This is a genomic window from Acidimicrobiia bacterium (assembly GCA_035948415.1).
Taxonomy (GTDB): Bacteria; Actinomycetota; Acidimicrobiia; order IMCC26256; family PALSA-555; genus PALSA-555.
On the sequence record DASZJD010000111.1, the window covers coordinates 49,163 to 72,645 of the forward strand.

Genomic DNA, 23,483 nt, shown 5'->3' on the forward strand with positions numbered 1-23,483 from the left:
CCCCGCGCTCCTACATGTGATCGATGACGGCCTCCGCGAAGGACGAGGTCTTGACCTCGTGGGCGCCCTCCATGAGGCGGGCGAAGTCGTAGGTCACGATCTTGTCGGCGACCGTGGCTTCGAACGCCTTCGTGATCAGGTCGGCGGGCTCCTGCCACCCGAGGTGCTCGAGCATCATCACGCCCGACAGCAGCAGCGACGAGGGGTTGACCTTGTCCTGGCCCGCGTACTTCGGCGCGGTCCCGTGGGTCGCCTCGAAGACCCCGTGGCCGGTGACGTAGTTGATGTTGCCCCCGGGGGCGATCCCGATGCCGCCGACCTGGGCGGCGAGGGCGTCGGAGAGGTAGTCGCCGTTCAGGTTCGTGGTCGCGATCACGTCGAAGTCCTCGGGCCGGGTGAGCACCTGCTGCAGCGTGATGTCGGCGATGTTGTCCTTCACGAGGACCTTGTCGCCGGGCTCGCCGTGGCAGTCATCCCAGCCGACGGCGACGCCCGCGAACTCCTCGCGGGTGAGCTCGTAGCCCCAGTTGCGGAACGCGCCCTCGGTGTACTTCTGGATGTTGCCCTTGTGCACGAGCGTGACGCTCTTGCGGTTCCGAGCCAACGCGTACTGGATCGCGGCCCGGATGAGGCGCTTCGAGCCGGTCTCCGATACCGGCTTGATGCCGATCCCGGAATCCTCGCGGATCCGCCACCCGAACTCGCGCTCCAGCAACCCGATCAGCGTGTGGGCGTCCGGCGTGCCGGCCTCGACCTCGAGGCCGGCGTAGATGTCCTCGGTGTTCTCGCGGAAGATCACCATGTCGACGAGGTCGGGGCGCTTCACCGGCGACGGCACGCCCGGGTACCAGCGAATTGGGCGGAGGCACACGTACAGGTCGAGCACCTGGCGGAGGGCGACGTTCAGCGACCGGATCCCGCCGCCGACCGGCGTCGTCAAGGGGCCCTTGATCCCGATCAGGTGCTCCCGGAACGCGGCGACCGTCTCGTCCGGCAGCCAGCTGCCGGTCTGGCGGTTCGCCTTCTCGCCCGCGAGGACCTCCCGCCAGGCGATCGCCCGCCGGCCCGCGTACGCGTTCGCGACGGCCGCGTCGAGGACCCGCTGCGCCGCGGGCCAGATGTCGACGCCGGTCCCGTCGCCCTCGATGAAGGGGATGACGGGCTCGTCGGGCACCGTGAGGGCGCCGTCGACCATCTTGATGTTCTCGGGCATCGGCGTCCTCCGGCCTGCTGCGCCTCAGTGCGTGAGCGCGACGATCGCCAGCGTGATGAGATACACGGCGACGAACCCGGCGCCAGTCCACCACAGCGCGCGGGCCGAGTACGGACCGGGGCGGCCGTCGATCCCCGCGAGCGACCATCCGCACGCCGGGCAGCGCCGCGCCTCGGCCGTGAAGGTGACGCCGCAGAGCGGGCAGGTTCCCCCCGCAGCTCGGACGGACGGGGCGCTCAACGCGACGCTCTCCGTTCGGCCGCCTCGACCGCGTTGCGGAACAGCATGGCGATCGTGGTGGGCCCGACGCCGCCGACTCGGGGAGTGATCGCGCCCGCCACCTCCGCGCAGCGCTCGTCGACGTCGGGCAGGAGCCGCCGGCCCTCGTAACGCACCCCACCGCCGATCACGACCACCCCCGGCGAGATGTGCTGGGGCTGGAGGATGCCGGGCACGCCGGCCGCCGCCACCACGATCTCGGCCCGCTGGGTGTAGCGCGGCCAGTCCGGGACGCCCGTGTGCACGACCGTCACCGCGGCGTTGGCCGTCGGGCGCTTCTGCGAGAGCAGCAACGCCAGCGGCCGGCCGAGCGTGGTCCCCCGGCCGAGGATGCAGACCTCGCGCCCGGCGACCGGCACGTCGTGGTGCGCGAGGAGCGCCTCGATGCCGGCCGGGGTGCACGGGATCGGCCCGGGCAGCGACATGGCCAGCCGACCCATGTTCACCGGGTGGAGGCCGTCGACGTCCTTGTCGGGGTCCATCTCGAGCAGCGCGGCCTCGTAGTCGATCTGGACCGGCGTGGGGTGCTGCACCAGCATGGCGTCGACAGCGGGGTCGTCGTTGAACCGGCGGATCGCCGCCACCAGGTCGGCTTGTGTGGTGTCCTCGGGCAGGTGCGCGTGCGGCGAACCCATGCCGAGCTCGGCCGCCTTCTCCTGCTTCTGGCGGATGTACCCGGCGCTGGCGGACTCGTTGCCGACGAGGATCGTCGCCAGACCGGGCTGGTGCCCCGCCGCCGTCAGGGCCTTGATCCGCGGCTCGAGGTCGGCGAAGACCGCGTCCGCCACCGGGGCGCCGGGGAGGAGCCGCGCCGTCATCAGTGGAGGAAGTGGCGTTCGCCGGTCAGCACCATCGCCAGGCCGAGCTCGTCGGCGCGCTCGATGAGGTCGTCGTCGCGCATCGCCCCGCCCGGCTGGACCACCACCGCCACGCCGGCCGCGGCGGCGGCCTCGATCCCGTCCGGGAAGGGGTAGAAGGCGTCGCTGGCGGAGGCGCCCCCGGCGGCCCGGCCGGCGGCCTTGCGCGCCGCGATCTCGGCGGCGTCGACCCGCTTCTGCTGGCCGGCGCCGATCCCGACCGCCTGCCCGTCCCGCACGAGCACGATGGCGTTCGACTTCACGTGGCCGCACACGCGCCACGCCAGCTCGGCGTCCTTCCACTGCTCGTCGGTGGGCGCCACCTTCGTCACCACCCGCCAGTCGTCCCGACCGGCAACGAAGCGATGCGGCTCCTGCACCAAGAAGCCACCGGAGATCTGCCGCACGTCGCGGCGCTGGGGCTCGGGCGGGGGCGCCTCAAGGACGCGGGTGTTCTTGCGCTTGGCCATCAACGCGTCGACGGTCCCGGCGGCGTAGCCGGGGGCGACGACGACGTCGGCCTGCGGGCCGGCCACCATCGGCGCCGCGGTGGCGGCGTCGAGCGGTCGGTTCAGCGCGACAACGCCGCCGAAGGCCGACTGCTCGTCGCAGGCGAGCGCGCGGGCGTAGGCGGTGCGCAGGTCGTCCGCGACGGCGACCCCGCACGGGTTCGCGTGCTTGATGATGGCGCAGGCGGGACGCGAGCCGAGGTCGTGCACGAGACGCCAGGCGGCGTCGGTGTCGTAGAAGTTGAGGTACGAGAGCGCCAGACCGCTGTGCTGCTCCACCGCGTCCCACCACGACGTCGTCCCGACGAGTCGGTACCGCGCCGCCCGCTGGTGCGGGTTCTCGCCGTACCGCAACGCCTCGTCGGTCCGCTCGAGTGGGAGGACCAGATGCGGAGGCAGCAGCTCGTCGCCCTCGAGCCAGCCGACGATCGCGGCGTCGTACGCGGCGGTGTGGGCGAAGGCCTCGCGCGCGAGTCGTCGGCGGGTGTCCGAGGACAGCGCGCCGTCGTTCGCGCGGAGCTCGGCCAGCACGTCGCCGTACTGGGCCGGGCTCGTCACGACCCCGACCCAGGCGTGGTTCTTGGCCGCGGCCCGGACCATGGTCGGGCCCCCCACGTCGATGGTCTCGATCCCCGGGCGAGCCGCGAACGGGTACAGGTTGCTGACGACGAGGTCGAACGGCGCGATCCCGTGACGCTCGAGGTCGGCTCGGTGGCCGGGGTTGCCGAGGTCGGCGAGCAGGCCGGCGTGGACCCGCGGGTGCAGCGTCTTGACCCGGCCGTCGAGCATCTCGGGCGCGCCCGTCAGCGCCTCGACCGTGGTGACGGGCAGGCCGGCCTCGGTGAGCGCGGCGGCGGTCCCGCCCGACGCCACGAGCTCGAAGCCGAGCTCGTGCAGGCCGCGGGCGAACTCGACCAGGCCGGCCCGGTCGAAGACCGAGACGAGCGCACGCGGGCTCACGACCGCTCGTCCTCGAGGAGAGCCCGCAGGACTTCGGGATAGCGGCGCCGCTCGACCTGCTTGATCCGCTCGTGCAGCGTCTCGACGGTGTCGTCGTCGAGGACGGGCACCGGCTCCTGGGCCAGGATCGGGCCGTCGTCCACCTCGAGCGTGGCGAGGTGGGCCGTCCACCCCGTGACCTTGACCCCCGCGCCCATCGCGTCTTCGACCGCGTGCCAGCCCTTGAACGCCGGTAGCAGCGCCGGGTGGGTGTTGACGATCCGCCGGGGGTAGGCGTCGTGGACCGGCTCGCCGAGGATGGTGCCGAACCCGGCCATCGCGACCAGGTCGACCTCGTGACGCTTCAGCGCGTCGACGACCCGGTGCGTGTAGCTGATCCGATCGAAGTCAGGCCCGAACGACGTGCGCTCGACGAGCTCGACCGGCACGCCCGCCGCCGCCGCCCGGTCGGTGGCCGCGCACGTCCGGTCGACGACCACCACCCCGACCGGCAGGCCCGCGTCGAGGATGGCCTGCAGAATCGTCCCGCTCCCCGACGCGAGCACTCCCAGCCGTTGCACGAGTCGAAGGTAGCCGAGGGCCGACCCGCACCGACGCGGGCTAGCGTCGCAGACCCGGCCCCCGGCTGGGCGCGGCCCCGACCACGGGCGGCGGGAGGGACCATCACCGTGGACGTGCGGCAGCTCAGCCCGGGCGAGCAGCTCATCGGCGTCAGCGGCGTCGCCCTCTTCGGCGTGTCCTTCCTCGACTGGGTCGGCGCACGAATCACGACGCTCACCATCCACGGGCGGTCGCAGTCCCTTCCGAGCAGCGCCTACCGCTTCAGCGACAACGCCTGGGCCCACCCCGCCACCTTCCTCGCCGTTCTCATCGGCGTGCTGATGCTGGGCTACGTCGCGTTGCGGCTCGTCGGCCTCGAGCCTCCGCGTTCCGCGGTCACCGGACGGATCCTCGCGGGACTCGGCCTGCTGGCGCTCGTCCTGGTCATCGGCCAGCTGCTCGCGGGACCGCACGTCGACCTGGCCGCGTTCGGCCTTCCGAGCTCGGCGAACCTCGGCGGCGTGCACATCTCCTTCGTGAAGACGCGCAGCCCCGGTGCCTACGCGGGCCTCGTCGCGACCGCGGGGCTCGCCGGCGGCGGTTACCTCGTCCTGCGAGGTCGTTGATCCGAGAGCCGCGGGCTCGTCAATGCTTGCAATCGACCTTTCACCGTGTTGTGCTGCTTCGGGTGCGTCGGCGCCGCGGGCGGCGGTGCACTGGACAACGTGATGACCCGACCGCACCGATGCCGTTGGCGTCACGCACCTCGTGGCGTCACCGCAACGGTGGAGATCGATTAGAGGGGATCGCATGGCCGACGGCAGCCAGGTCAACCTGAAGCTCACGCCGGGTGAGATCCTCATCGGGGCGGGGGCGCTCATCACCTTCGTATTCTCGTTTTTCGACTTCTACAGCGCCCCGTCATTCTCGACGTCTCGGGGCACGTTCGGTGGCGGAATCAGCGCATGGGGCGACGGACTCCTTCCGATTGCAACTCTCATCGTCTTCCTCACTGTGGTCATGGGCCTGCAGGTCGTGCTCGTCAATCTGCTGAGCGTCGACCTTGGTCCCGGCATTGGCGGCTTCACCTGGCCGCAGATCCATCTCGCGCTCGGGTTCTTCGCCGTCGTTGACTCACTCGCCTTCCTAGCGGTGAAGAAGGGTGGCTATGACATCGGTATCGGGTTGATCTTCATGCTGCTCGGCTCGGTCGCATGCTTCATCGGTGCCGTCCTGATTACGAACGAGCGGGCGACGTCCAAAGCCTGACCGGCAACAGACCTCGACGAGATGGTCGCTCTCTTCGGCTTGGCCGCTCGGCAGTAGGGCGTTTCTCCGCGACCGCTGGGCGACGCACCGAACGCCGGCGGGCCCTCGCCCGAGCTAGAGGTTGCTGATCCCGTAGCCGAGCCACGCCGCGGCTGCGATCGCGGTCAGACCGATCGCGATCCAGCCGAGCACGATCCCGGTGATCGCCAAGCCCCGGCCCTTCTGGCCGCCGTTCGACTCGTCGATGCGCGCGAGTGCGAGGTTCCCGAAGATCACGGCCAGGATGCCCCCGATGATCCCGGTGCAGAGAACCGCGATCCCGAGCACCAGGGCCGCCACCGCGAGCCCGTTCGTGGTTCGCCTCGCCGCGGGCGGGGACGCGGGCGACCATCCCGCCGGCGGTGGTGGTGGAGGAGGAGGGGGTGGCACCGGGGCCGACGTCACGGCGTCGAAGCCTACGCGGGCAATCCGCCGGTGGCGCGTCCGCCGACCGGGCCGGCCTCAACGCGGGTCAGAGGTCGGCGACCACCTCGACCATGAGGGCGCCCGTCGAGGTCGGGTTGAGCCCGACGCGGGCCCCGGCGTCGCGCAGCGCGTCCATCTTGGCCTGCGCGGTGCCTTTGCCGCCGGAGACGATCGCGCCCGCATGCCCCATCTTCTTGCCGGGCGGCGCGGTGACGCCGGCGATGTAGGCGACGACGGGCTTGGTCATCTCCGTCTTGATGTACTCGGCGGCCTCTTCCTCGGCCGAGCCGCCGATCTCGCCGATCATCATCACCGCCCGCGTCTCCGGGTCGGCCTCGAAGGCCTGGAGGCAGTCGATGAAGCTGGTTCCCGGAACCGGGTCGCCGCCGATCCCGACACAGGTGGTGACGCCGATGCCCTGCTGCTTCAGCTCGTAGAGGGCCTGGTAGGTGAGGGTTCCAGACCGGCTCACGATGCCGACCGGACCACCGGCCTGGGCGATGTGCCCGGCCGTAATCCCGATGTTGCACCGGCCGGGGCTGATGATGCCGGGGCAGTTCGGGCCGAGCAGGCGCACGTTCGGATGGTCGCGGCGCAGCGCGTTGAAGAACCAGGCCTCGTCGTGCATCGGGACGCCTTCGGTGATCACGACGATGAACTCCACGCCGCCCTCGGCCGCGTCAAGCACCGCGTCCCGCACGCCCGGCGCAGGGATGAAGACGCACGAGGCGTCGGCGCCAGTCTCTTTCACGGCCTCGGCCACGGTGGCGAAGATCGGGATCCCGGCCACGTCGGTCCCCGCCTTCTTCGGGTTCGTGCCCGCCACCACCTGGGTGCCGTAGTCGCGGTTCAGGAGCCCGTAGAAGCGGCCCTGAGATCCGGTGAGGCCCTGGTACACGACCTTCGTGGTCGCGTCGACGAAGATGCTCATGCGTCGCTCACCGCCGATCGCGCGCCATCGCCACCGCGACGCGGGCAGCGTCGAGCATCGTCGGCTCCAGTCGGAGGCGGTCGGAGCGGTGCGGCTCGAGGATCGCCCGTCCCTCCTCGGCGTTCGTGCCGTCGAGGCGGATCACGATCGGCGACTCGATCGCGACGCGGCCGAGGGCCTGGACGATGCCGGTCGCCACCTCCTCCCCTTTGGTGATGCCACCGAAGATGTTGATGAAGATGGCTCGCACGTTCGGGTCGTGGTTGATCACCTCGAGCGCGCCGGCCATCACGTCGGCGTTCGCGCCGCCCCCGATGTCGAGGAAGTTGGCGGGGTTGCCGCCGACCTCGTTCACGACGTCGACGGTGCTCATGGCGAGCCCGGCGCCGTTGGCGATCACGCCCACGTCGCCGTCGAGGCCCACGTACTGGAGGCCCTTGCCGAAGGCCTCCTGCTCACGGGCGTCCCGGGGCTGGGTCTGCTCGTACTGCTCGTAGTCGGGGTGGCGAAAGATGGAATTGGCGTCGAGGGTGACCTTGGCGTCGAGCGCGCGCACCTCGCCGTCGGTGGTGAGGATCAACGGGTTCACCTCGACGAGCTCGGCGTCGCCCTCCTCGTAACAGCGCCAGAGCTTGAGGAGGATCTGGGTGGTCGCAGCTCGGGCCTCGGTGGCGAGCCCGGCGGCGCTCACCCATTCCTCGCACTGGCCGGGGGTGAGGCCATCGACCGGGTCGACGCGGATGCGGGCGATGGCGTCGGGGCTCGTCGCCGCGACCTCCTCGATCTCCACCCCGCCTTGCGCCGAGAGCAGCCCGAGGTGCTGCTTGGCCGAACGGTCGATCGTCAGCGAGGCGTAGTACTCACGGGCGATGTCACTGGCCCGTTCGATCCAGACCAAGCCCACGCGGTGGCCCTTGATGTCCATGCCCAGGATGCTCGCGGCGTGGACGCGGCACTCGTCGGCGTCGGCGGCGAGCTTGATGCCCCCCGCCTTGCCTCGTCCCCCCACGTGCACCTGGGCCTTCACCACGACCGGGTACCCGATGCGGTCGGCGGCGGCGACGGCCTCGTCGACCGTCACCGCGGCCGCCCCGGGTGAGACCGGGATGTCGTAGCTCGCGAAGAGCTGCTTGCCTTGATACTCGAACAGGTCCACTGCGACTCCTGGTCGTGGGGCGCGGCGGCGGCCTCAGCCCGCCACCGCGGACTCGCGGGCATCGAGCGCCTGCTCGAGCCATGCGGTGATCTCGCCGAGCGGCGCCCCGGGGGTGAACAGCCGGGCGACGCCCGCGGCCTCCAGGACGGGGAGGTCCTCGGCGGGGATGATCCCCCCGCCGAAGACGAGGACGTCGCCGCGGCCGCGCTCCTTGAGGAGGGCCACGACGCGGGAGAAGAGCGTGAGGTGGGCGCCGGAAAGGACGGACAGCCCGACGGCGTCGGCGTCCTCCTGGAGGCAGGTCTCGGCGACCTGCTCGGGCGTCTGGAACAAGCCGGTGTAGATGACCTCGAAGCCGGCGTCTCGCAGCGCGCGCGCGATCACCTTGGCCCCACGGTCGTGGCCGTCGAGGCCCGGCTTGGCGATGATGACGCGATAGCGCCGCTGCATGCGCACCTCAGGGTCCAGCCCGTCGAAGAGGGCGCCAGCGTACGCAGGCCCGACTGGACCGGGCCAGCAGCGACGGGTACCAAAGGCACGTGCCCCCCGCACGGTCCGATCGGCGGCTGCTGCTCCTCACCGGCGCCCTCGTGGTGCTCGCCGGAGCCGTCTTCGCGGCGGCGCTGTTCTTCGCGACCGGCGGCGGGCAGGCGGCGCCGAAGCCGGGACCGGTCTACATCGGGCTCGAGCGCGATCTCCGGAGTCGGATCGTGAAGGACCACCAGCCCCTCTACTTCGCGCATCCCTTCGGCGGGACCGGGATCTGGCTGGCGCTCGAGGACAACCGGCTCGTCCCGCTCGTGGCCCGTCGGCCCGGGGCGGGCTCGTGCACGGTGGCGTGGAAGCCGTTCCAGCACGCCTACATCGACTGTCGAGGCCGCCGACTGTCGAGCCGCGAGCTCGACCGGTACCAGCTGAGCCTGCCGCAGCTGGGCGCCGAGGCGGGCGGGGTGATCGTGGACTTCCGGCACGTCGAACCCGCGCCGGCCCCGCTGCCGGCGTGACTCAGGCGCTGCCGCGGCGGAGCGGCGCCCACGCCAGCAGGAGCCGCTTCTCGCCCGCGTCGCGGAACCGAACGACGGCCTCGGCGGCGTCGCCGCGACCCTCGACGTCGAGCACGACGCCCTCGCCGAAGGTGTCGTGCACGACGTCGTCACCCACCCGGATGCCGAGCTCCTGGGCCCCCGGCCGGTCGGCGCCGGCGCGCAACGCCGCGTCGACGACGGCGTCACGGTGGGCCTCGGGACCGCTGCCCCGCGGCCGCTCGAGGCCCACGGCGTGGACCAGCTCCTCCGGGATCTCGCTGAGGAACCGACTGGCCGAGTAATAGTCGGTGGCGCCGTACAGGGTGCGTCGCCACGCGTGGCAGAGGTAGAGACGCTCGCGGGCGCGTGTGATGCCGACGTAGCAGAGCCGTCGCTCCTCCTCCAGGGCCTCGGGCTCGCCGAGGCTCCGCAGGTGCGGGAAGACGCCGTCCTCGAGCCCGGTGATGAACACGACCGGGAACTCGAGCCCCTTCGCCGCGTGCAGGGTCATCAGCGTCACGGCGCTGTGGTCCTCGCCCTCACCCTCGGCGGCGTCGAGGTCGGTCACGAGCGACACCGCCTCGAGGAACGCGGCCAGGCGCGCCACGCCGCCCGGCGCCGCGGCGGGCGCGCCGTCGTCGCCGGCGGTGCCCACGCCCGCGATTCCGGGCAGCCCGGTGAGGTCCCCGGCGTCGAGGGCCTCGTCGAACTCGCGGCACACCCCGATGAGCTCACCGAGGTTCTCGGTGCGGCCCTGGGCCTCGATCGAGCGCTCCGCCTCGAGCTCGGCCAGGTAGCCCGAGTGCTCGAGGATGGCCTCCACGGTGCGGGCCACGCCGCTGGCCGCCGTGCGCTCGAACAGGGCCATGAGCTCGAGCAGGTCCTGGATGCCGCCGAGCGCCTTCCCGGTGACGCCGGCGGCGGCGGCCTCCCCGAGCGCGTCGCGGAACGTCAGCCCGGCGGCGCGGGCGAACGCGTCGACCTTGCCGACCGAGGTGTCGCCAACGCCTCGCTTCGGCACGTTCACGATCCGCTTCCACGACACCTCGTCGTCCGGGTTGACCAGCGCCCGCAGGAACGCCAGCGCGTCCTTCACCTCCCGTCGGTCGTAGAACTTGACCCCGCCGTAGACCCGGTACGGCACGCCGCTGCGCACGAGCGACTCCTCGAGGACGCGGCTCTGCGCGTTCGTGCGGTAGAAGACGGCGATGTCGCTGAAGCGACACCCCTCGGCCTCGACCAGGCGCATCGCCTCCTGCACGCAGAAGGCGGCCTCGTCGTGCTCGTCCTCGGCCTGGTACTGGGTGAGCAGCTCGCCGCCGACCTGCTCCGTCCACAGGTGCTTGGGGCGACGCGCCGCGTTGTGGGCGATGACCGCGTTGGCGGCGTCGAGGATGGCCTGCGTCGACCGGTAGTTCTGCTCGAGCACGATCACGGTGGCGTCCGGGAACTCCTCCTCGAAGCGGAGCAGGTTCCGGTAGTCGGCGCCGCGGAAGGCGTAGACGGCCTGGTCGGCGTCTCCGACCACCATCACGTTGCGGTGCTCGGCGGAAAGCAAGCGCACGAGCTCCCACTGGGCGAGGTTCGTGTCCTGGAACTCGTCGACGAGCACGTGCGCGAACCGGTGGCGCCACCGGGCTAGCGCGTCCGGGTGCTCCCGGAACAGCCGGACCGCGAGGAGGAGTAGGTCGTCGAAGTCGACCGCCGACGCCTCGAGGAGCCGACGCTGGTACTCCCGGTAGACCTCGCCGTACCGGCGCTCCGCCGGCGTGACGGCGGACTCGAGGACCTCGTCCGGCGTGACCAGGTCGTTCTTGAACGCCGAGATCCGGGCGTGCAGCTGCCGGGGCGGGAACCGTTTGGGGTCGAGGTTGAGATCGCGGCGCACGTACTCGGCGAGCCGCACCGCGTCGGCCTGGTCGTAGATGCTGAACGAGGAGCGCAGCCCGACCCGGGCCGCCTCGCGGCGGAGGATGCGGGCACAGGCCGAGTGGAAGGTCGAGACCCACATGCGGTGCGCCACCGGCCCGACGAGGTTCGCGACCCGCTCCTTCATCTCCCCCGCGGCCTTGTTCGTGAAGGTGATGGCGAGCAGCCCGAACGGCGACACCCGTCGGGTGGCGATGAGGTAGGCGACCCGGTGCGTGAGCACTCGGGTCTTCCCGGAACCGGCGCCGGCGACGACGAGCAGCGGGCCGTCCGGCGCGGTCGCAGCTTCGCGTTGGACCGGGTTCAGGCCCGCCAGCAGCGAGTCGAGCTCCGAGGCGCCTGTCGGCACGACCGGCGCGGCGGAGTCGGGCATGACCGAACCATCGTACCGGCGCGCCGACGCGCGCCGGTACGACGCGTCACGGGCTGATTCGCAGCAGCCGGGTGCCGGAGGGGTCGAGGACCAGCGTCAGCGCGCCCGTGCGAGGGTCGCGCCAGGCACCGTGGAACGGAACCCACACCACCGGCAGACGCGGGTCCTCCGGGTCGGCGTCGCGCGGGACGCGGCGGAACCGACATCGGCCGCGGTCCACGACCCACGTGTCGTGCGCGGTGCTCAGCCGCTCCTGGCTGTCGACGACGGGCACGCGGTGATCGTGCCCCGCGCGACCTGAGGGAAGCCTGAGCCGCCGGCCAGGGGATCGTGAAGAGGCCGGTCAGACCTCGAGCAGGAGGGTGACCGGGCCGTCGTTCACGAGCTCGACGGCCATGTGGGCGCCGAAGCGGCCGGTGGCGACGGTTGCCCCCAAGGCGCGCAGCGCGGCGGCGAAGCCGTCGACGAGCGGCTCGGCGACCGCCGGCGGCGCCGCCGCGGCCCACGAGGGGCGTCGCCCCCGGTCGGTGTCGCCGTAGAGCGTGAACTGGCTCACGACGAGCGCGGCCCGGCTCGTGTCGGCGAGCGACCGTTGCATCGGGGCGGCGCCGTCCGGGAACACGCGCAGGTGCCACACCTTGTCGGCGAGCCGGCGGGCCGAGGCCTCGTCGTCACCGTGGGTCACGCCGACGAGCACGCACAGGCCCGCCCCGATCGCCCCGACGACCTCGGCCCCCACCCGCACCCGGGCCTCGGCGACCCGCTGGACGAGCGCCCGCACGGCGGTGGCTCAGCGCGCCGACCGGGCGTCGACCGGCACGTCCGTCGGGTTCGCCGCGGTGGCCGGCTCCAGCCCCCAGCTCACGATCCGGCGGCGTCGCCGTCGGTCGGCGCCCACCGCCGCCGGTGGGCCCGTCGTCGGTCCCCGCGGGCACTCGATCTCGGCCTTCGTGCACCCGCCCACGCCGGGCCACGCTACCGGCGGGCTCGGGCCGCCCCGACGCCGTTCAGCTGGTGTTCACCAGCCGGCGACCACGCCGCGGACGTGGTCGCGGAAGGCCAGCAGCGGCGGCGCGTCCCAGTCGTGCCCGTCGGTCTGCCGTCGGTCGGCGGCGACCGGCTCCGGCGACCGGTAGCACGCCAGCGCCTGTGCCACCGTGGGACGGAGGGCCTCGGGGAGACGGGCCAGCGCCCACTCGCCGCCCTCCTCCTTCGTCAGCACGTGGTCCCAGCCGTACGACGCGTCGAGGGCCAGGACGCGGCAGCAGTTGAGGACGCCGTAGAACGGGCTCCGCAGGACGTGGTCGCCGGTGAGGATCCAGGCCAGGTCGTCGAGGATCGCGGCCCGGGTGGCCTCGACGGGCACGGGCCCGAACACGTCGGCGATCGGGGCCCCGCGGAGGCGCACCCCGCGGGCCCGCACGGCGGTGCAGTGGACGGCCAGGTCGGGATCGCCCCGGTCCCGGGCGAAGTCCACGGCGTCAGCACGGACCGCCTGCTTCCACCGCTCGCTGTAGTGCACCTCGAACGGGAGCGGCGCGCGGAAGCCCAGCGTGTGCGCACGTCGGAGGACCGACACCTCCAGATCGCCCACCTGGGGGCGGCCGTCGGACCAGTCGCAGAGCGTCAGCGCCACCGCCCGTCGACGCGCCGGCGACAGCCGGTCCTCGACGACGAACAGCAGGTCGACGTCGCTCTTCGGCCGGTAGAGCGAGCCGGTCGCGAGCGAGCCGTGCAGGTAGGCGCCGACGCAGACCGCAGGGTCCAGGTCGGCCGCGGCCGCGCTCGCCACGGCGCCCACGAACGATCGCAGGTCGTCGTCCGCGGTCGCCCACGCCTGCCGCCGCCCGAGCGCATGCGGGTGGCGGATGGCCGGGGGCACGGAGCGAGGCTCCACGGTCCGCAGCGCCGGCGGTCGCGGCGGGCGACCGGGGCTCGGTCGACCCGGCCCGGTTAGGCGGCCCGCTCCATGTCGCTCGAGTACCGGCCCGAACGGGCCAGGCTGTTGAGGCGAGCCCGGGCCAGGAAGGCCGCTTGCGCGGCCCGACGGTTGCCGGGGTCACCGCCCCAGGCCTGCTGCGCGGCCGCCTGGAGGGCCCGCCCGTACGAGAAGCTCAGCTGCCACGGGTGCGGTCCCCGCTGGTTCATCGCGTTGAGGTGCGCGGTGGCGTCCTCGTCGCTCTGGCCGCCGGAGAGGAAGACGACGCCCGGCACCGACGCCGGAACCCGATCGGCGAAGCAGGACAGCGTCTGGTCGGCCACCTCCTCGATCGAGGCCTGCCGCGGCGCGTCGTAGCCCGAGAGCACCATGTTCGGCTTCAGCAGCGTGCCGGGCAGCCGGATCCGCTGCTGGGAGAGCGCGTGGTAGAGGGCCTCGAGCACGGCGTCGGTCACCTCCCGGGAGCGCTCGATCGTGTGGTCACCCTCCATGAGCACCTCGGGCTCGACGATCGGGACGATGTCCGCCTCCTGGCAGAGGGCGGCGTACCGGGCGAGCCCGACCGCGTTCACGTCGATGGCGTTCTGGGACGGGAGCGAATCGCTGATGGTGTAGGTCGCCCGCCACTTCGCGAACCGGGCCCCGAGGGCCTTGTACTCGGCGAGGCGCTCGCGCAGCCCGTCGAGGCCCTCGGTCACGGTCTCGCCGGGGTCGGCCAGGGCCAGCGGCTTGGCGCCGGTGTCGACCTTGATGCCGGGGATGACCCCCTGGCTCTCGAGCACCTTCGGGAACGGCACGTCTCCCTCGAGCGACGCCTGACGGATCGTCTCGTCGTAGAGGATCACGCCGCTGATGGAGTCGCCGATGCCGTCGGCGGTGAAGAGCAGGTCCCGGTAGGCCCGGCGGTTGTCCTCGGTCGACTCGACGCCGATCTTGTCGAACCGCTTCTTGATCGTGCCGGTGCTCTCGTCGGCGGCGAGGATCCCCTTGCCGGGGGCGACGAGGGCCCGGGCCGTCGATTCGAGGGTCTCGAGGTTCATCGTGTCACTCCCACTCGATCGTGCCGGGTGGCTTGCTGGTGATGTCGTAGGCGACGCGGTTCACGCCCGGGACCTCGTTGATGATCCTGGACGCGATGCGCTCGAGCACGTCGTGCGGCAGTCGAGCCCAGTCGGCCGTCATCGCGTCCTCCGAGGTCACCGCCCGCACCACAACCGGGTACTCGTAGGTGCGGCCGTCGCCCATCACGCCCACGGTGCGGATGGCCGGCAGCACCGCGAAGCTCTGCCAGAGCTCACGATACAGGCCGGCCCGGCGGACCTCCTCGGTGACGACGTGGTCGGCCCGACGGAGCGTCTCGAGGCGGTCGGGCGTCACCTCGCCGATGATGCGGACGGCCAGGCCCGGCCCGGGGAAGGGCTGGCGCCAGACGATCTCCTCGGGGAGGCCCAGCTCCTCGCCGACGGCGCGGACCTCGTCCTTGAAGAGGCTGCGGAGGGGCTCGACGAGCTCGAAGCGCATGTCGGCCGGCAGGCCCCCGACGTTGTGGTGCGACTTGATCGTGGCGTTGTCGGCGCCTCCCGACTCGACGATGTCCGGGTAGAGGGTGCCCTGCACGAGGAACCGCGCGTCGGCGAGGTCCGACGCCACCTCCTCGAAGACCCGGATGAACGTCTCCCCGATGATCTTGCGCTTGCGCTCCGGCTCGGTGACGCCGGCCAGGGCGCCGAGGAACCGGTCGGCGGCCTTGACGTGGACGAGATCGACCTGGAACTGGCGCCGGAACGTCTCCTCGACCTGCTCGGCCTCGCCGAGGCGCAGCAGCCCCGTGTCGACGAACACGCACGTGAGCTGGTCACCGACCGCCTTGTGGACGAGGGCCGCCGCCACCGCCGAGTCGACGCCGCCGGACAGGCCGCACACGACGCGGGCGTCGCCCAGCTGGGCCCGGACCGCCGCGACCCCCTCGTCGATGATCGACGTGTGCGTCCACGTCGGGCGGCAGCCGCACACGTCGAAGAGAAAGGCGCGGAGCAGCTCGCCTCCCCGGTCGGTGTGCACCACCTCGGGGTGGAACTGCAGCCCGTAGAGGGCCCGCTCGCGGTCCTCGAAGGCGGCGACGGGCGCGCCGGGCGAGCACGCGGTGATCGTGGCGCCGTCGGGCGCGGCGACGATGGCGTCGCCGTGGCTCATCCACACCGTCTGGTCGGTCGGCGTCTCCGCGAAGAGCAGCGAGCCCGCCGGCGTGCGGGTCAGCGGTGTGCGCCCGTACTCGCCGCCGCCCGTGCGGCGCACCTCCCCCCCGAGCTGACTGGCCACCAGCTGGGCGCCGTAGCAGATGCCGAGGACGGGGACACCGGCGCGGTAGATGGCCGGGTCGATGGTCGGCGCGCCGTCGGCGTGCACCGAAGCCGGACCGCCGGAGAAGATGATCCCGCGAGGCCGTCGGGCCAGCACGTCGCTGACCGACGCGGTGCGGGGCACGATCTCGGAGTAGACGCGGGCCTCGCGGACCCGCCGGGCGATGAGCTGCGCGTACTGGGCCCCGAAGTCGAGGACGAGGACGGTGTCGTGGTCGAGCGTCAACGCCTCGTACTCAGCGCCCCATGCCGATGTGCTGCTCCCGCTGGAGCACCTTGCCCTCGGTCTTCACCGCGGGCGCGACCATCAGCTCGGCCTTCTGGAACTCCTTGAGGGTCTCGTAGCCGGTGGTCGCCATCGAGGTGCGGAGGGCACCGAACAGGTTCAGGGAGCCGTCGTTCTCGTGGGCGGGGCCGACGAGGATCTCGGCCAGGGAGGCGCTGCGCCCGGCGAAGACGCGGGCCCCGCGCGGCAGCGTCGGGTGGAACGTCGCCATGCCCCAGTGGTACCCGCGGCCGGGCGCCTCGTAGGCGCGGGCGAGCGGCGAGCCCAGCATCACCGCGTCGGCACCGCAGGCGATGGCCTTGGCGACGTCGCCGCCGGTGCCCATGCCGCCGTCGGCGATGACGTGCACGTACACGCCGGTCTCGTCGAGGTGGCGGATGCGGGCGCCGGCGGCGTCGGCGATGGCCGTCGCCTGGGGAACGCCGATGCCGAGGACGCCCCGGGTGGTGCAGGCGTGGCCGGGGCCGACGCCGACGAGCACCCCGACGGCACCGGTGCGCATGAGGTGCAGCGCCGTCGAGTAGGAGGCGCAGCCGCCGACGACGACGGGCAGCTCGAACTCGCGGATGAACTTCTTGAGGTTGAGCGGCTGGCGGGCGCCGTCCTTCGACACGTGCTCGGCGGACACGACCGTCCCCTGGATGACGAGGAGGTCGAGCTCGGCGTCGAGCACGTGCTTGGCGTAGCGCTCGACCCGCTGCGGCGTCAGCGACGCGCACGTCGTGACGCCACCGGCCTTCATCTCGCGGATGCGGGCGCCGATCAGCGCCTCGTCGATCGGCTCGGCGTAGATCTCCTGCATGCGACGCGTCGCCTTCTCGGCCGGGAGCTCGGCGATCTCCTCGAACAGCGGCTCGGGGTCCTCGTAGCGGGTCCAGAGGCCCTCGAGGTTCAGGCAGGCCAGCCCGCCGAGCCGCCCGACCTCCACCGCGACCCGCGGCGAGACCACCCCGTCCATCGCCGCGGCGACGAGCGGGAGCTCGAACGCGAAGGCGTCGATCTCCCACGAGATGTCGATGTCCTCGGGGTCCCGGGTCCGGCGACTCGGCACGACCGCGATCTCGTCGAATCCGTAGGCCCGTCGCCCGGTCTTGCCGATTCCGATCTCGACTTCCACGCTGCTCCCCACTCCTCGACGCCGGAACGCTGATCGTACCGCCCAGGTTCTGAGGACCCGCTGACCGGCCCGGCGACGGGGTGCGGCGCCGCCGCCCGGCCGCGGGCCCGTGGGCGGCCTGCCCCGGGCGTCAGCGATCGGCGGTGAGATGGGCGAGGAAGCCGGCGAGGATGCGGGCGGTCGCGCCCCACACCGTCTCCCCCGCGAGCTCGAAGAAGTGGATGGGGCGGTCCTGGCCCGGGGTGACACCGAGGTCGGGGGGCACGTCCCAGCGCTCCTCGCGGTAGACGCCGTCGTCGAGCAGCTCGGCGATCGACACGTCGAACACGCGCACCACCTCGGTCGGGTCGGGCGCCAGCCGCGGGGTCTCGGCGAGCAGCCCGACGAACGGCGTGAGCACGAACCGCGACGCGACCGTCGTGATGCTGTCGAGCTCGGCGACGACCTCGACGATCCCCGGGTCCAGCCCGATCTCCTCGTTCGCCTCCCGGAGTGCGGCGTCGCGCGGGCTGCCGTCGCGCTCGGCCTCCAGCTTGCCGCCCGGGAACGCGATCTCGCCCCGGTGGGACGGCATGGTCTCCGGTCGCTTGGTGAGGATCAAGCGGGCCGGGCCGTCGGCCTGAAAGCAGGGGACGAGCACGGCCGCCGGTCGAGCGCCGGGAGGAGCGGGCAGCCGCCGGGGAGCCGGCAGCCGGGCGCAGGCGGCCCGAACCTCCGCCAGCGTGAACTGACGACGGTCGGGCGGCAGCCGCGACCACGGCGAGGGACGACCGGGACGCGCCGACGGCGGTCGCGGGATGCGCTGTCGGCCCCCGCGCGTCACCACGCGCCGCAGCGTAGGCTCGCACGCTGCCACGACGCGGGAGTGCGATGGGGAACTGGAACCTGGCCACGGTGTTCGAGTCCGTTCGGGACGCGCTGCCGGCGCGCACCGCCCTCGTCCAGGGACAGCGTCGCCGCTCGTGGCGCGAGTTCGACGATCGCGCCGCCCGGTTCGCCACCGGCCTCGAGGCCCTGGGCACGCGGCCCGACTCGAAGGTGGCGCTGTACCTGTACAACGGCAACGAGTACCTCGAGGCCATGTACGGGACCCTCAAGGCCGAGGCGGTCCACGTCAACGTCAACTACCGCTACCTCGCCGACGAGCTCGCCTACCTCCTCGAGAACGCCGACGCCGAGGTCTTGGTCTTCCACGGCGCGCTCGCGGAGCAGGTGGCGGCGGCGCGCGACCGCCTGCCGCGCTTGCGGGCGGTGGTGCAGGTCGACGACGGCGCCCCGCCCCTCGACGGGGCGCTCCCGTACGAGGAGCTGCTCGACCAGCACCCGCCGATGCCGCGGCGCGACCGGTCGGGCGACCGGTGCTGGTTCCTCTACACCGGCGGCACGACCGGCATGCCGAAGGGGGTGATGTGGCGCAACGAGGACCTGTTCGGCACCCTCGGCGAGAACAGCTACCCCCTGTACCGCGAGACGATGCCGGAGCGCGCCGACGACGCCGGCGCCACCGCGGCCCGGATCGTCGAGGGCGGGCGGGCCCCGATCCACCTCCCGGCGTCACCGCTCATGCACGGCACCGGCGCCATGTCCAGCATCCAGACCCTCTTCCTCGGCGGCACCGTGGTCACGCTCGAGGGCCGGCACTTCGACCCCGACGAGCTGTGGCGCACCGTGGAGCGGGAGCGGGTGACCCAACTGGCCATCGTCGGTGACGCGTTCGCCAAGCCGATGGTGCGAGCGCTCGAGGCCGCCGAGGAGCGGGGCCGGCCCTACGACCTGTCGTCGCTCGGACTCGTGATCAGCAGCGGCGTGATCTGGAGCGCCGAGGTCAAGGCCGCGCTCCAGCAGCGCCAGCCGGCGTTCCTCCTCGACAGCCTCGGCTCGAGCGAGGGGGTCGGCTTCGCGTCCAGCATCACCGCGCCGGGCCAGGAGGCCCGCACGGCTCGCTTCCGCGTCGGCCCGCGCACGAAGGTCCTCACCGAGGACGGCCAGGAGGTGACGCCGGGCTCGGGCGAGCAGGGCATCCTGGCGCTCGGTGGGTACCTCCCGCTCGGCTACTACAAGGACGCGGCGAAGACCGCGGCCACGTTCCGGACGATGGCGGGGGCGCGCTACTCGGTGCCCGGCGACTGGGCGACGGTCGACGCCGACGGGACGATCACGCTGCTCGGTCGGGGCTCGGTGTGCATCAACTCGGGGGGCGAGAAGATCTACCCCGAGGAGGTCGAGGAGTGGGTGAAGCGCGACCCGGCGGTCGCCGACTGCGTCGCCGTCGGCGTGCCGGACGAGCGCTACGGCGAGGCGGTGGCGGTCGTCGTCGCGGCGGAGCCGGGGGCGGCCCTGGACCCGGAGCGGCTGAAGGACGCCGGTGACGGGCTGGCCCGGTTCAAGCGGCCCCGCCACGTCGTCGTCGTGGACGAGATCCCTCGGGGCCCGAACGGCAAGGCCGACTACGGCTGGGCTCGAAGCCGGGCCACGACGGTCGTCGCCGCGGGCGCCTGAGCGCGCGGCGACCCCCAGCGGTGCCGGGGGTCGCGGCTCGGGACTACTTCTGGACTTTGGCGAGGACGTCGCGGCCGGTGAGGATGAGGAGATCCTCGCCGTCGACGGTGATCTCGGTGCCGCCGTACTTCGAGTAGACGACGGTGTCCCCGGCCTTGACGTCCACGGGGATCAGCTCGCCCGTGTTCTCGGAGCGGCGGCCGGGCCCGACGGCCAGGACCTCGCCCTGCTGCGGCTTCTCTTTGGCCGTGTCGGGGATGACGAGCCCGCTGACCGTGGTCTCCTCGGGCTCCCCCGCTCGGACGACGATGCGGTCCTCCAGCGGCTGCAGCTTCATACGGTGGGCCTCCTGCGGCGAGCGGTTGCGATGGTTAGCACTCGGCGGGTGTGAGTGCTAGCGCAAACATACCGTGCCCGGCCGGAGGCGGCAAGCCCGGCACCCGTCAGCCGACGAGCGGGAGACCGAGGGTGGGCTCGACGCCGTCGTCGAGCGGGGTGGGCCCGTCGGCCTGGAGCCGCCACCAGGCCGCGGCGGCGATCATCGCCGCGTTGTCCGTGCACAGCGCCGGGGCCGGGAGCAGGGCCCGACGGCCGGTCGCCTCGGCCAGGGCCCGGACCCGCCGGCGCAGCGCGGTGTTGGCGGCCACCCCGCCGCCGACCACCAGCGTGGGCGCCTGGGCCTCGTCGGCGGCGCCGGCCAGCTTCTCGACCAGCTGGTCGACGACCGCGGCCTGGAACGAGGCGGCGACGTCGGCCACCGGGGCGTCGGGATGGCGACGCCAATAGTTCACGACCGCGGTCTTGAGCCCGGCGAACGAGAAGTCGGGCTCGCCCGGCATCGCCCGCGGGAAGGGGATGGCGTCGGGGTCGCCCCGGCGGGCCAGCCGGTCGATGGCCGGCCCGCCGGGGTAGCCGAGGCCGAGGTGGCGGGCGACCTTGTCGAAGGCCTCGCCGGCGGCGTCGTCCACCGTCTGGCCGATCACCCGGTAGCGGCCGTGGTCCTCCACGACCACGAGGAGGGTGTGCCCGCCGGACACGATGAGCACGGCGAGGGGCGGCTCGAGTTCCGGGTCCTCGAGCCACGCCGCGTAGAGGTGGGCCTCGAGGTGGTTGACGCCGACGTAGGGCACGCCGGTGACGAGCGCGAGGGCCTTCGCGGCGCTGACGCCGACGAGCAAGGCGCCCGCGAGCCCCGGGCCTCGGCACGCTGCCACCGCGGCGAGGTCGCCGGCCTCGGTGGCGGCCTCCCCGAGCGCCTCGGCGATGACGGGTCCGATCAGCTCGACGTGGGCGCGGCTGGCGACCTCGGGGACGACGCCACCGAAGCGCGCGTGCAGGTCCACCTGGCTGGACACGATCGAGGATCGCACCGTGCGCCCGCCGACGACCACCGCCGCCGCGGTCTCGTCACAGGACGTCTCGATGCCGAGGATCGGCCGGCGCTGGTCGTCGCCGCTCACCGACGACGGTCCTCGTAGCGGGTCTCGCCCGGGATGGCGCGTTCCACGGCGGCGAGCAGCGCGGCGTAGTCCGGGGTGTCGACGTCGTGGGCCCACATGACGACCGCGTCCTCGTGCGTCTCCTGGTAGTAGTTCTTGCGGACGCCGACGGGCCCGAAGCCGAAGCGCCGGTACAGGTCCTGGGCGGCCCGGTTCGAGAGTCGGACCTCGAGGGTGAGGTTCCGAGCGTGGCGAGCGATCGACTCGCGGGCCAGGACCAGCAGCAGGCGGGTGCCGATCTTCCGGCGGTGCCAGGCCGGATCCACCGCGATCGTCGTGATGTGCGCGTCCTCGCCGGTCAGCATGATCCCGGCGTAGCCGACGACGTCGCGCCCGACCCGGGCGACGAAGTAGGCCCGCGAGCCGCGCAGGGCCAGCTCCGACAGGAACAGCGAGTGACTCCACGGGCGCGGGTACACGAGGCCCTCGATGCGCAGCACCGACCGCAGGTGCCGGCGCCGCATCTCGACCACGTGGACGACGAGCGGCTCGGTGACCGTCATCGCCCCGGCCACGCCAGCTCGGCGTCGCTGGCCCGCAGGTAGAGCGGCTGCACCGCCCACGAGGAGCTGAACTCCTCCCGCTCCACCCGGCCGGTGGCGAGCTCCACGAGCGCGGTCGCGCTCGGGCGCTCGAACTCCGGGCCGGCGTCCTCGGCTCGGTCGAGGGCGGCGAACTCGTCGCGGTTGGCCTCGACCCCGTCGCCGGCGAGGAGGACTTCATCGCCCCCGGCCGCGAGCTCGGCCACGACGTCGGCGGCGGCGCCGACGGCGTACTCCGACACCCGCTGCACCCCGCCCGGCACCGGCCGGTACTGGGCGTGGAAGACCTCGCGGCGGCGGGCGTCGAGCACCACGGCGATGAGGCGGCCGGCGTGGCGCAGCGGGTAGGCCACGAGGTCGGGGCTCGGCACCGCCACCACCGGGACCCGCAGCGTCTGGGCCATGACCTTGGCCGTGGTGACGCCGACCCGCAGCCCGGTGAAGAGCCCGGGGCCCACGCCGACCGCGACCGCGGCCAGCTGCTCGAGCCGCACCCCGGTCTGCTCGCAGAGGTAGGCGATGGCCGGCACGAGCTGCTCGGCGTGGCGGCGGCGGCCGGCCAGGCGGACCTCGCCCCGGACGCGTCCGTCGTCGCCGATCGCGACCGCGACCTGCGGCGTGGCGGTGTCCAGGGCGAGCAGCAGCATCACGCGGCACCGAGGGCCGCGGCGAGGGCGTCCCGACGTTCGAGCCACGTCCGCCCACGCGGCGCGAAGGCGAGGGCGCGGTCGTCGACGGCGTCGACGTCCGGGCCGGGCGCCAGCCGCACCTCGAGGTGCTCGGGCGAGAGGTACGCCAGCGCCACGTCGCCCCACTCGACGGCCAGCACGGCGTCGTCGGCCAGGTCATCGAGCCCGAGGTCGAGCAGCTCGTGGGCGCGGTCGAGCCGGTAGATGTCGGCGTGGACGAGCCGGACGCGCCCCCGGTACTCGCGGGCGAGCGTGAACGTGGGGCTCACCACCCCGTCGCGGATGCCGAGGCCCTCGGCGAGCCCCTGCACGAACGTGGTCTTGCCCGACCCGAGGGCGCCGGCGACGACCAGGACGTCGCCCGGGCGGACCAGGGTGGCGACGGCCCGGCCGACGCCGCGCGTCTCCTCAGGGGAGCCGGAGAGCAGGGCGAGGTCGGTCACCCGGCGTTCGCGCGGGCCAGGGCCCGCTTCACGACCACGAAGTCGGCGCGGGCCTGCGCGAGCGCCGTGCCCCCGTTCCGCAGCACCGCGGCCGGGTGCAGGGTGGGGATGAGCACGGCTCGACCGGCCCGATAGGGGATCTCCCTGCCGCGCAGCTTCGTGATCCCCTCCTTGGTCTCGAGGAGGAGCCGGGTCGCGAAGTTGCCGAGCGTGACCAGGACACGCGGCGCCACGAAGTCGAGCTGCGCCTCGAGGTACGGCCGGCAGGCGTCGATCTCGGCCGGCAGCGGGTCCCGGTTGCCCGGCGGACGGCACTTCACGACGTTGCAGATGTACACGTCGTCGCGGCGGAGCCCGATCCCCTCGATGAGCCGGGTGAGGAGCTGGCCGGCTCGGCCGACGAAGGGGATGCCCTGGCGGTCCTCCTCGGCGCCGGGCCCCTCACCGACGAACACGAGGTCGGCGCCGGGGTCGCCGACGCCGAACACCACCTGGGTGCGGTGCTCGGCTAGCGGGCACTTCGTGCACGCGGCGGCGACCTCGGCCAGCTCCTGGAAGGAGCCCCACGTCGGCGTGGGCTCGAGCAGCGTCATCGGGCCTCGA

The 23,483-nt window shown here is 73.0% G+C and carries 28 protein-coding genes; 4 read left to right on the forward strand and 24 right to left on the reverse strand.

Annotated features, from left to right (window positions below; genetic code table 11):
* Positions 1–10: 10 nt before the first annotated feature.
* From icd to purN, 5 genes are read right to left on the reverse strand one after another with little or no spacing between them, the layout of a single operon-like run.
* Complete coding sequence (icd, locus tag VG869_15175; GenBank protein ID HEV3452527.1) at positions 11–1,213, reverse strand: NADP-dependent isocitrate dehydrogenase; 1,203 nt, start codon at positions 1,211–1,213, stop codon at positions 11–13.
* Between the two features lie 24 nt (positions 1,214–1,237).
* Positions 1,238–1,453, reverse strand: coding sequence for a hypothetical protein (locus VG869_15180; GenBank protein HEV3452528.1), 216 nt, complete (start codon positions 1,451–1,453; stop codon positions 1,238–1,240).
* On the reverse strand, positions 1,450–2,310 hold the full coding sequence (locus VG869_15185) for a tetrahydrofolate dehydrogenase/cyclohydrolase catalytic domain-containing protein (GenBank protein ID HEV3452529.1): 861 nt from the start codon (positions 2,308–2,310) through the stop codon (positions 1,450–1,452). The genes VG869_15180 and VG869_15185 overlap by 4 nt, the downstream gene beginning before the upstream one ends.
* A complete protein-coding gene (gene purH / locus VG869_15190) occupies positions 2,310–3,818 on the reverse strand; it encodes a bifunctional phosphoribosylaminoimidazolecarboxamide formyltransferase/IMP cyclohydrolase (GenBank protein ID HEV3452530.1) in 1,509 nt (502 codons plus the stop codon). Before purH ends, VG869_15185 begins: the two co-directional genes overlap by 1 nt.
* Entirely contained in the window at positions 3,815–4,378 is a 564-nt protein-coding gene (gene purN, locus VG869_15195; GenBank protein HEV3452531.1) for a phosphoribosylglycinamide formyltransferase, read from the reverse strand. Before purN ends, purH begins: the two co-directional genes overlap by 4 nt.
* A gap of 108 nt (positions 4,379–4,486) precedes the next feature.
* Between purN and VG869_15200 the strand changes: the two genes are divergently transcribed.
* Both VG869_15200 and VG869_15205 read left to right on the forward strand, forming a co-directional pair.
* A complete protein-coding gene (locus VG869_15200) occupies positions 4,487–4,984 on the forward strand; it encodes a hypothetical protein (GenBank protein ID HEV3452532.1) in 498 nt (165 codons plus the stop codon).
* Between the two features lie 184 nt (positions 4,985–5,168).
* On the forward strand, positions 5,169–5,627 hold the full coding sequence (locus VG869_15205; GenBank protein ID HEV3452533.1) for a hypothetical protein: 459 nt from the start codon (positions 5,169–5,171) through the stop codon (positions 5,625–5,627).
* Between the two features lie 114 nt (positions 5,628–5,741).
* Here VG869_15205 and VG869_15210 read toward each other — a convergent pair whose 3' ends face one another.
* The 4 genes from VG869_15210 to VG869_15225 form a co-directional block, all read right to left on the reverse strand.
* The gene (locus VG869_15210) at positions 5,742–5,966 is read right to left on the reverse strand and encodes a DUF4190 domain-containing protein (protein ID HEV3452534.1); all 225 of its coding nucleotides are present in this window, start codon (positions 5,964–5,966) and stop codon (positions 5,742–5,744) included.
* Between the two features lie 172 nt (positions 5,967–6,138).
* Positions 6,139–7,023, reverse strand: a complete 885-nt coding sequence (sucD, locus tag VG869_15215) for a succinate--CoA ligase subunit alpha (protein ID HEV3452535.1) — start codon at positions 7,021–7,023, stop codon at positions 6,139–6,141.
* A 7-nt stretch (positions 7,024–7,030) separates the two neighbouring features.
* A complete protein-coding gene (sucC, locus tag VG869_15220) occupies positions 7,031–8,179 on the reverse strand; it encodes an ADP-forming succinate--CoA ligase subunit beta (protein ID HEV3452536.1) in 1,149 nt (382 codons plus the stop codon).
* A gap of 33 nt (positions 8,180–8,212) precedes the next feature.
* Entirely contained in the window at positions 8,213–8,629 is a 417-nt protein-coding gene (locus VG869_15225) for a cobalamin B12-binding domain-containing protein (GenBank protein HEV3452537.1), read from the reverse strand.
* 89 nt (positions 8,630–8,718) lie between these two features.
* Here VG869_15225 and VG869_15230 point away from each other — a divergent pair, with 89 nt between their 5' ends.
* Positions 8,719–9,183 carry a hypothetical protein gene (locus tag VG869_15230; protein ID HEV3452538.1) on the forward strand — a complete coding sequence of 155 codons (465 nt, stop codon included), beginning with the start codon at positions 8,719–8,721 and terminating at the stop codon, positions 9,181–9,183.
* A gap of 1 nt (position 9,184) precedes the next feature.
* On the opposite strand, the gene VG869_15235 is transcribed toward VG869_15230, so the two are convergent.
* From VG869_15235 to VG869_15275, 9 genes are all read right to left on the reverse strand, one after another.
* The gene (locus tag VG869_15235) at positions 9,185–11,506 is read right to left on the reverse strand and encodes a UvrD-helicase domain-containing protein (GenBank protein ID HEV3452539.1); all 2,322 of its coding nucleotides are present in this window, start codon (positions 11,504–11,506) and stop codon (positions 9,185–9,187) included.
* A gap of 46 nt (positions 11,507–11,552) precedes the next feature.
* The gene (locus tag VG869_15240) at positions 11,553–11,780 is read right to left on the reverse strand and encodes a hypothetical protein (protein HEV3452540.1); all 228 of its coding nucleotides are present in this window, start codon (positions 11,778–11,780) and stop codon (positions 11,553–11,555) included.
* Positions 11,781–11,849: 69 nt separating this feature from the next.
* Positions 11,850–12,287 carry a D-aminoacyl-tRNA deacylase gene (gene dtd, locus VG869_15245; GenBank protein ID HEV3452541.1) on the reverse strand — a complete coding sequence of 146 codons (438 nt, stop codon included), beginning with the start codon at positions 12,285–12,287 and terminating at the stop codon, positions 11,850–11,852.
* 9 nt (positions 12,288–12,296) lie between these two features.
* Positions 12,297–12,470: a hypothetical protein gene (locus VG869_15250; protein ID HEV3452542.1), complete on the reverse strand. Its 174-nt coding sequence runs from the start codon at positions 12,468–12,470 to the stop codon at positions 12,297–12,299.
* A gap of 54 nt (positions 12,471–12,524) precedes the next feature.
* The gene (locus VG869_15255; GenBank protein HEV3452543.1) at positions 12,525–13,388 is read right to left on the reverse strand and encodes an aminoglycoside adenylyltransferase domain-containing protein; all 864 of its coding nucleotides are present in this window, start codon (positions 13,386–13,388) and stop codon (positions 12,525–12,527) included.
* A 71-nt stretch (positions 13,389–13,459) separates the two neighbouring features.
* Positions 13,460–14,485, reverse strand: coding sequence for a class I fructose-bisphosphate aldolase (locus VG869_15260; GenBank protein ID HEV3452544.1), 1,026 nt, complete (start codon positions 14,483–14,485; stop codon positions 13,460–13,462).
* Positions 14,486–14,489: 4 nt separating this feature from the next.
* Positions 14,490–16,031: a glutamine-hydrolyzing GMP synthase gene (gene guaA, locus VG869_15265; protein ID HEV3452545.1), complete on the reverse strand. Its 1,542-nt coding sequence runs from the start codon at positions 16,029–16,031 to the stop codon at positions 14,490–14,492.
* Positions 16,032–16,041: 10 nt separating this feature from the next.
* Positions 16,042–17,208 (reverse strand): GuaB3 family IMP dehydrogenase-related protein, encoded by a 1,167-nt coding sequence (locus VG869_15270; protein HEV3452546.1) that lies wholly within the window; start codon positions 17,206–17,208, stop codon positions 16,042–16,044.
* 130 nt (positions 17,209–17,338) lie between these two features.
* A complete protein-coding gene (locus tag VG869_15275) occupies positions 17,339–18,034 on the reverse strand; it encodes a CoA pyrophosphatase (GenBank protein HEV3452547.1) in 696 nt (231 codons plus the stop codon).
* A 44-nt stretch (positions 18,035–18,078) separates the two neighbouring features.
* Between VG869_15275 and VG869_15280 the strand changes: the two genes are divergently transcribed.
* Positions 18,079–19,707: an AMP-binding protein gene (locus tag VG869_15280; GenBank protein ID HEV3452548.1), complete on the forward strand. Its 1,629-nt coding sequence runs from the start codon at positions 18,079–18,081 to the stop codon at positions 19,705–19,707.
* Positions 19,708–19,750: 43 nt separating this feature from the next.
* On the opposite strand, the gene groES is transcribed toward VG869_15280, so the two are convergent.
* The 6 genes from groES to VG869_15310 all read right to left on the reverse strand — a co-directional run bounded on the left by groES (position 19,751) and on the right by VG869_15310 (position 23,473).
* Entirely contained in the window at positions 19,751–20,044 is a 294-nt protein-coding gene (groES, locus tag VG869_15285) for a co-chaperone GroES (protein ID HEV3452549.1), read from the reverse strand.
* Between the two features lie 106 nt (positions 20,045–20,150).
* Positions 20,151–21,167, reverse strand: coding sequence for a tRNA (adenosine(37)-N6)-threonylcarbamoyltransferase complex transferase subunit TsaD (gene tsaD / locus VG869_15290; protein ID HEV3452550.1), 1,017 nt, complete (start codon positions 21,165–21,167; stop codon positions 20,151–20,153).
* Complete coding sequence (rimI, locus tag VG869_15295; GenBank protein HEV3452551.1) at positions 21,164–21,709, reverse strand: ribosomal protein S18-alanine N-acetyltransferase; 546 nt, start codon at positions 21,707–21,709, stop codon at positions 21,164–21,166. Before rimI ends, tsaD begins: the two co-directional genes overlap by 4 nt.
* Positions 21,706–22,395 carry a tRNA (adenosine(37)-N6)-threonylcarbamoyltransferase complex dimerization subunit type 1 TsaB gene (gene tsaB / locus VG869_15300; protein HEV3452552.1) on the reverse strand — a complete coding sequence of 230 codons (690 nt, stop codon included), beginning with the start codon at positions 22,393–22,395 and terminating at the stop codon, positions 21,706–21,708. The genes rimI and tsaB overlap by 4 nt, the downstream gene beginning before the upstream one ends.
* Complete coding sequence (gene tsaE, locus VG869_15305; GenBank protein ID HEV3452553.1) at positions 22,395–22,880, reverse strand: tRNA (adenosine(37)-N6)-threonylcarbamoyltransferase complex ATPase subunit type 1 TsaE; 486 nt, start codon at positions 22,878–22,880, stop codon at positions 22,395–22,397. The genes tsaB and tsaE overlap by 1 nt, the downstream gene beginning before the upstream one ends.
* A complete protein-coding gene (locus VG869_15310; protein ID HEV3452554.1) occupies positions 22,877–23,473 on the reverse strand; it encodes a uracil-DNA glycosylase in 597 nt (198 codons plus the stop codon). The genes tsaE and VG869_15310 overlap by 4 nt, the downstream gene beginning before the upstream one ends.
* Positions 23,474–23,483: the final 10 nt, after the last annotated feature.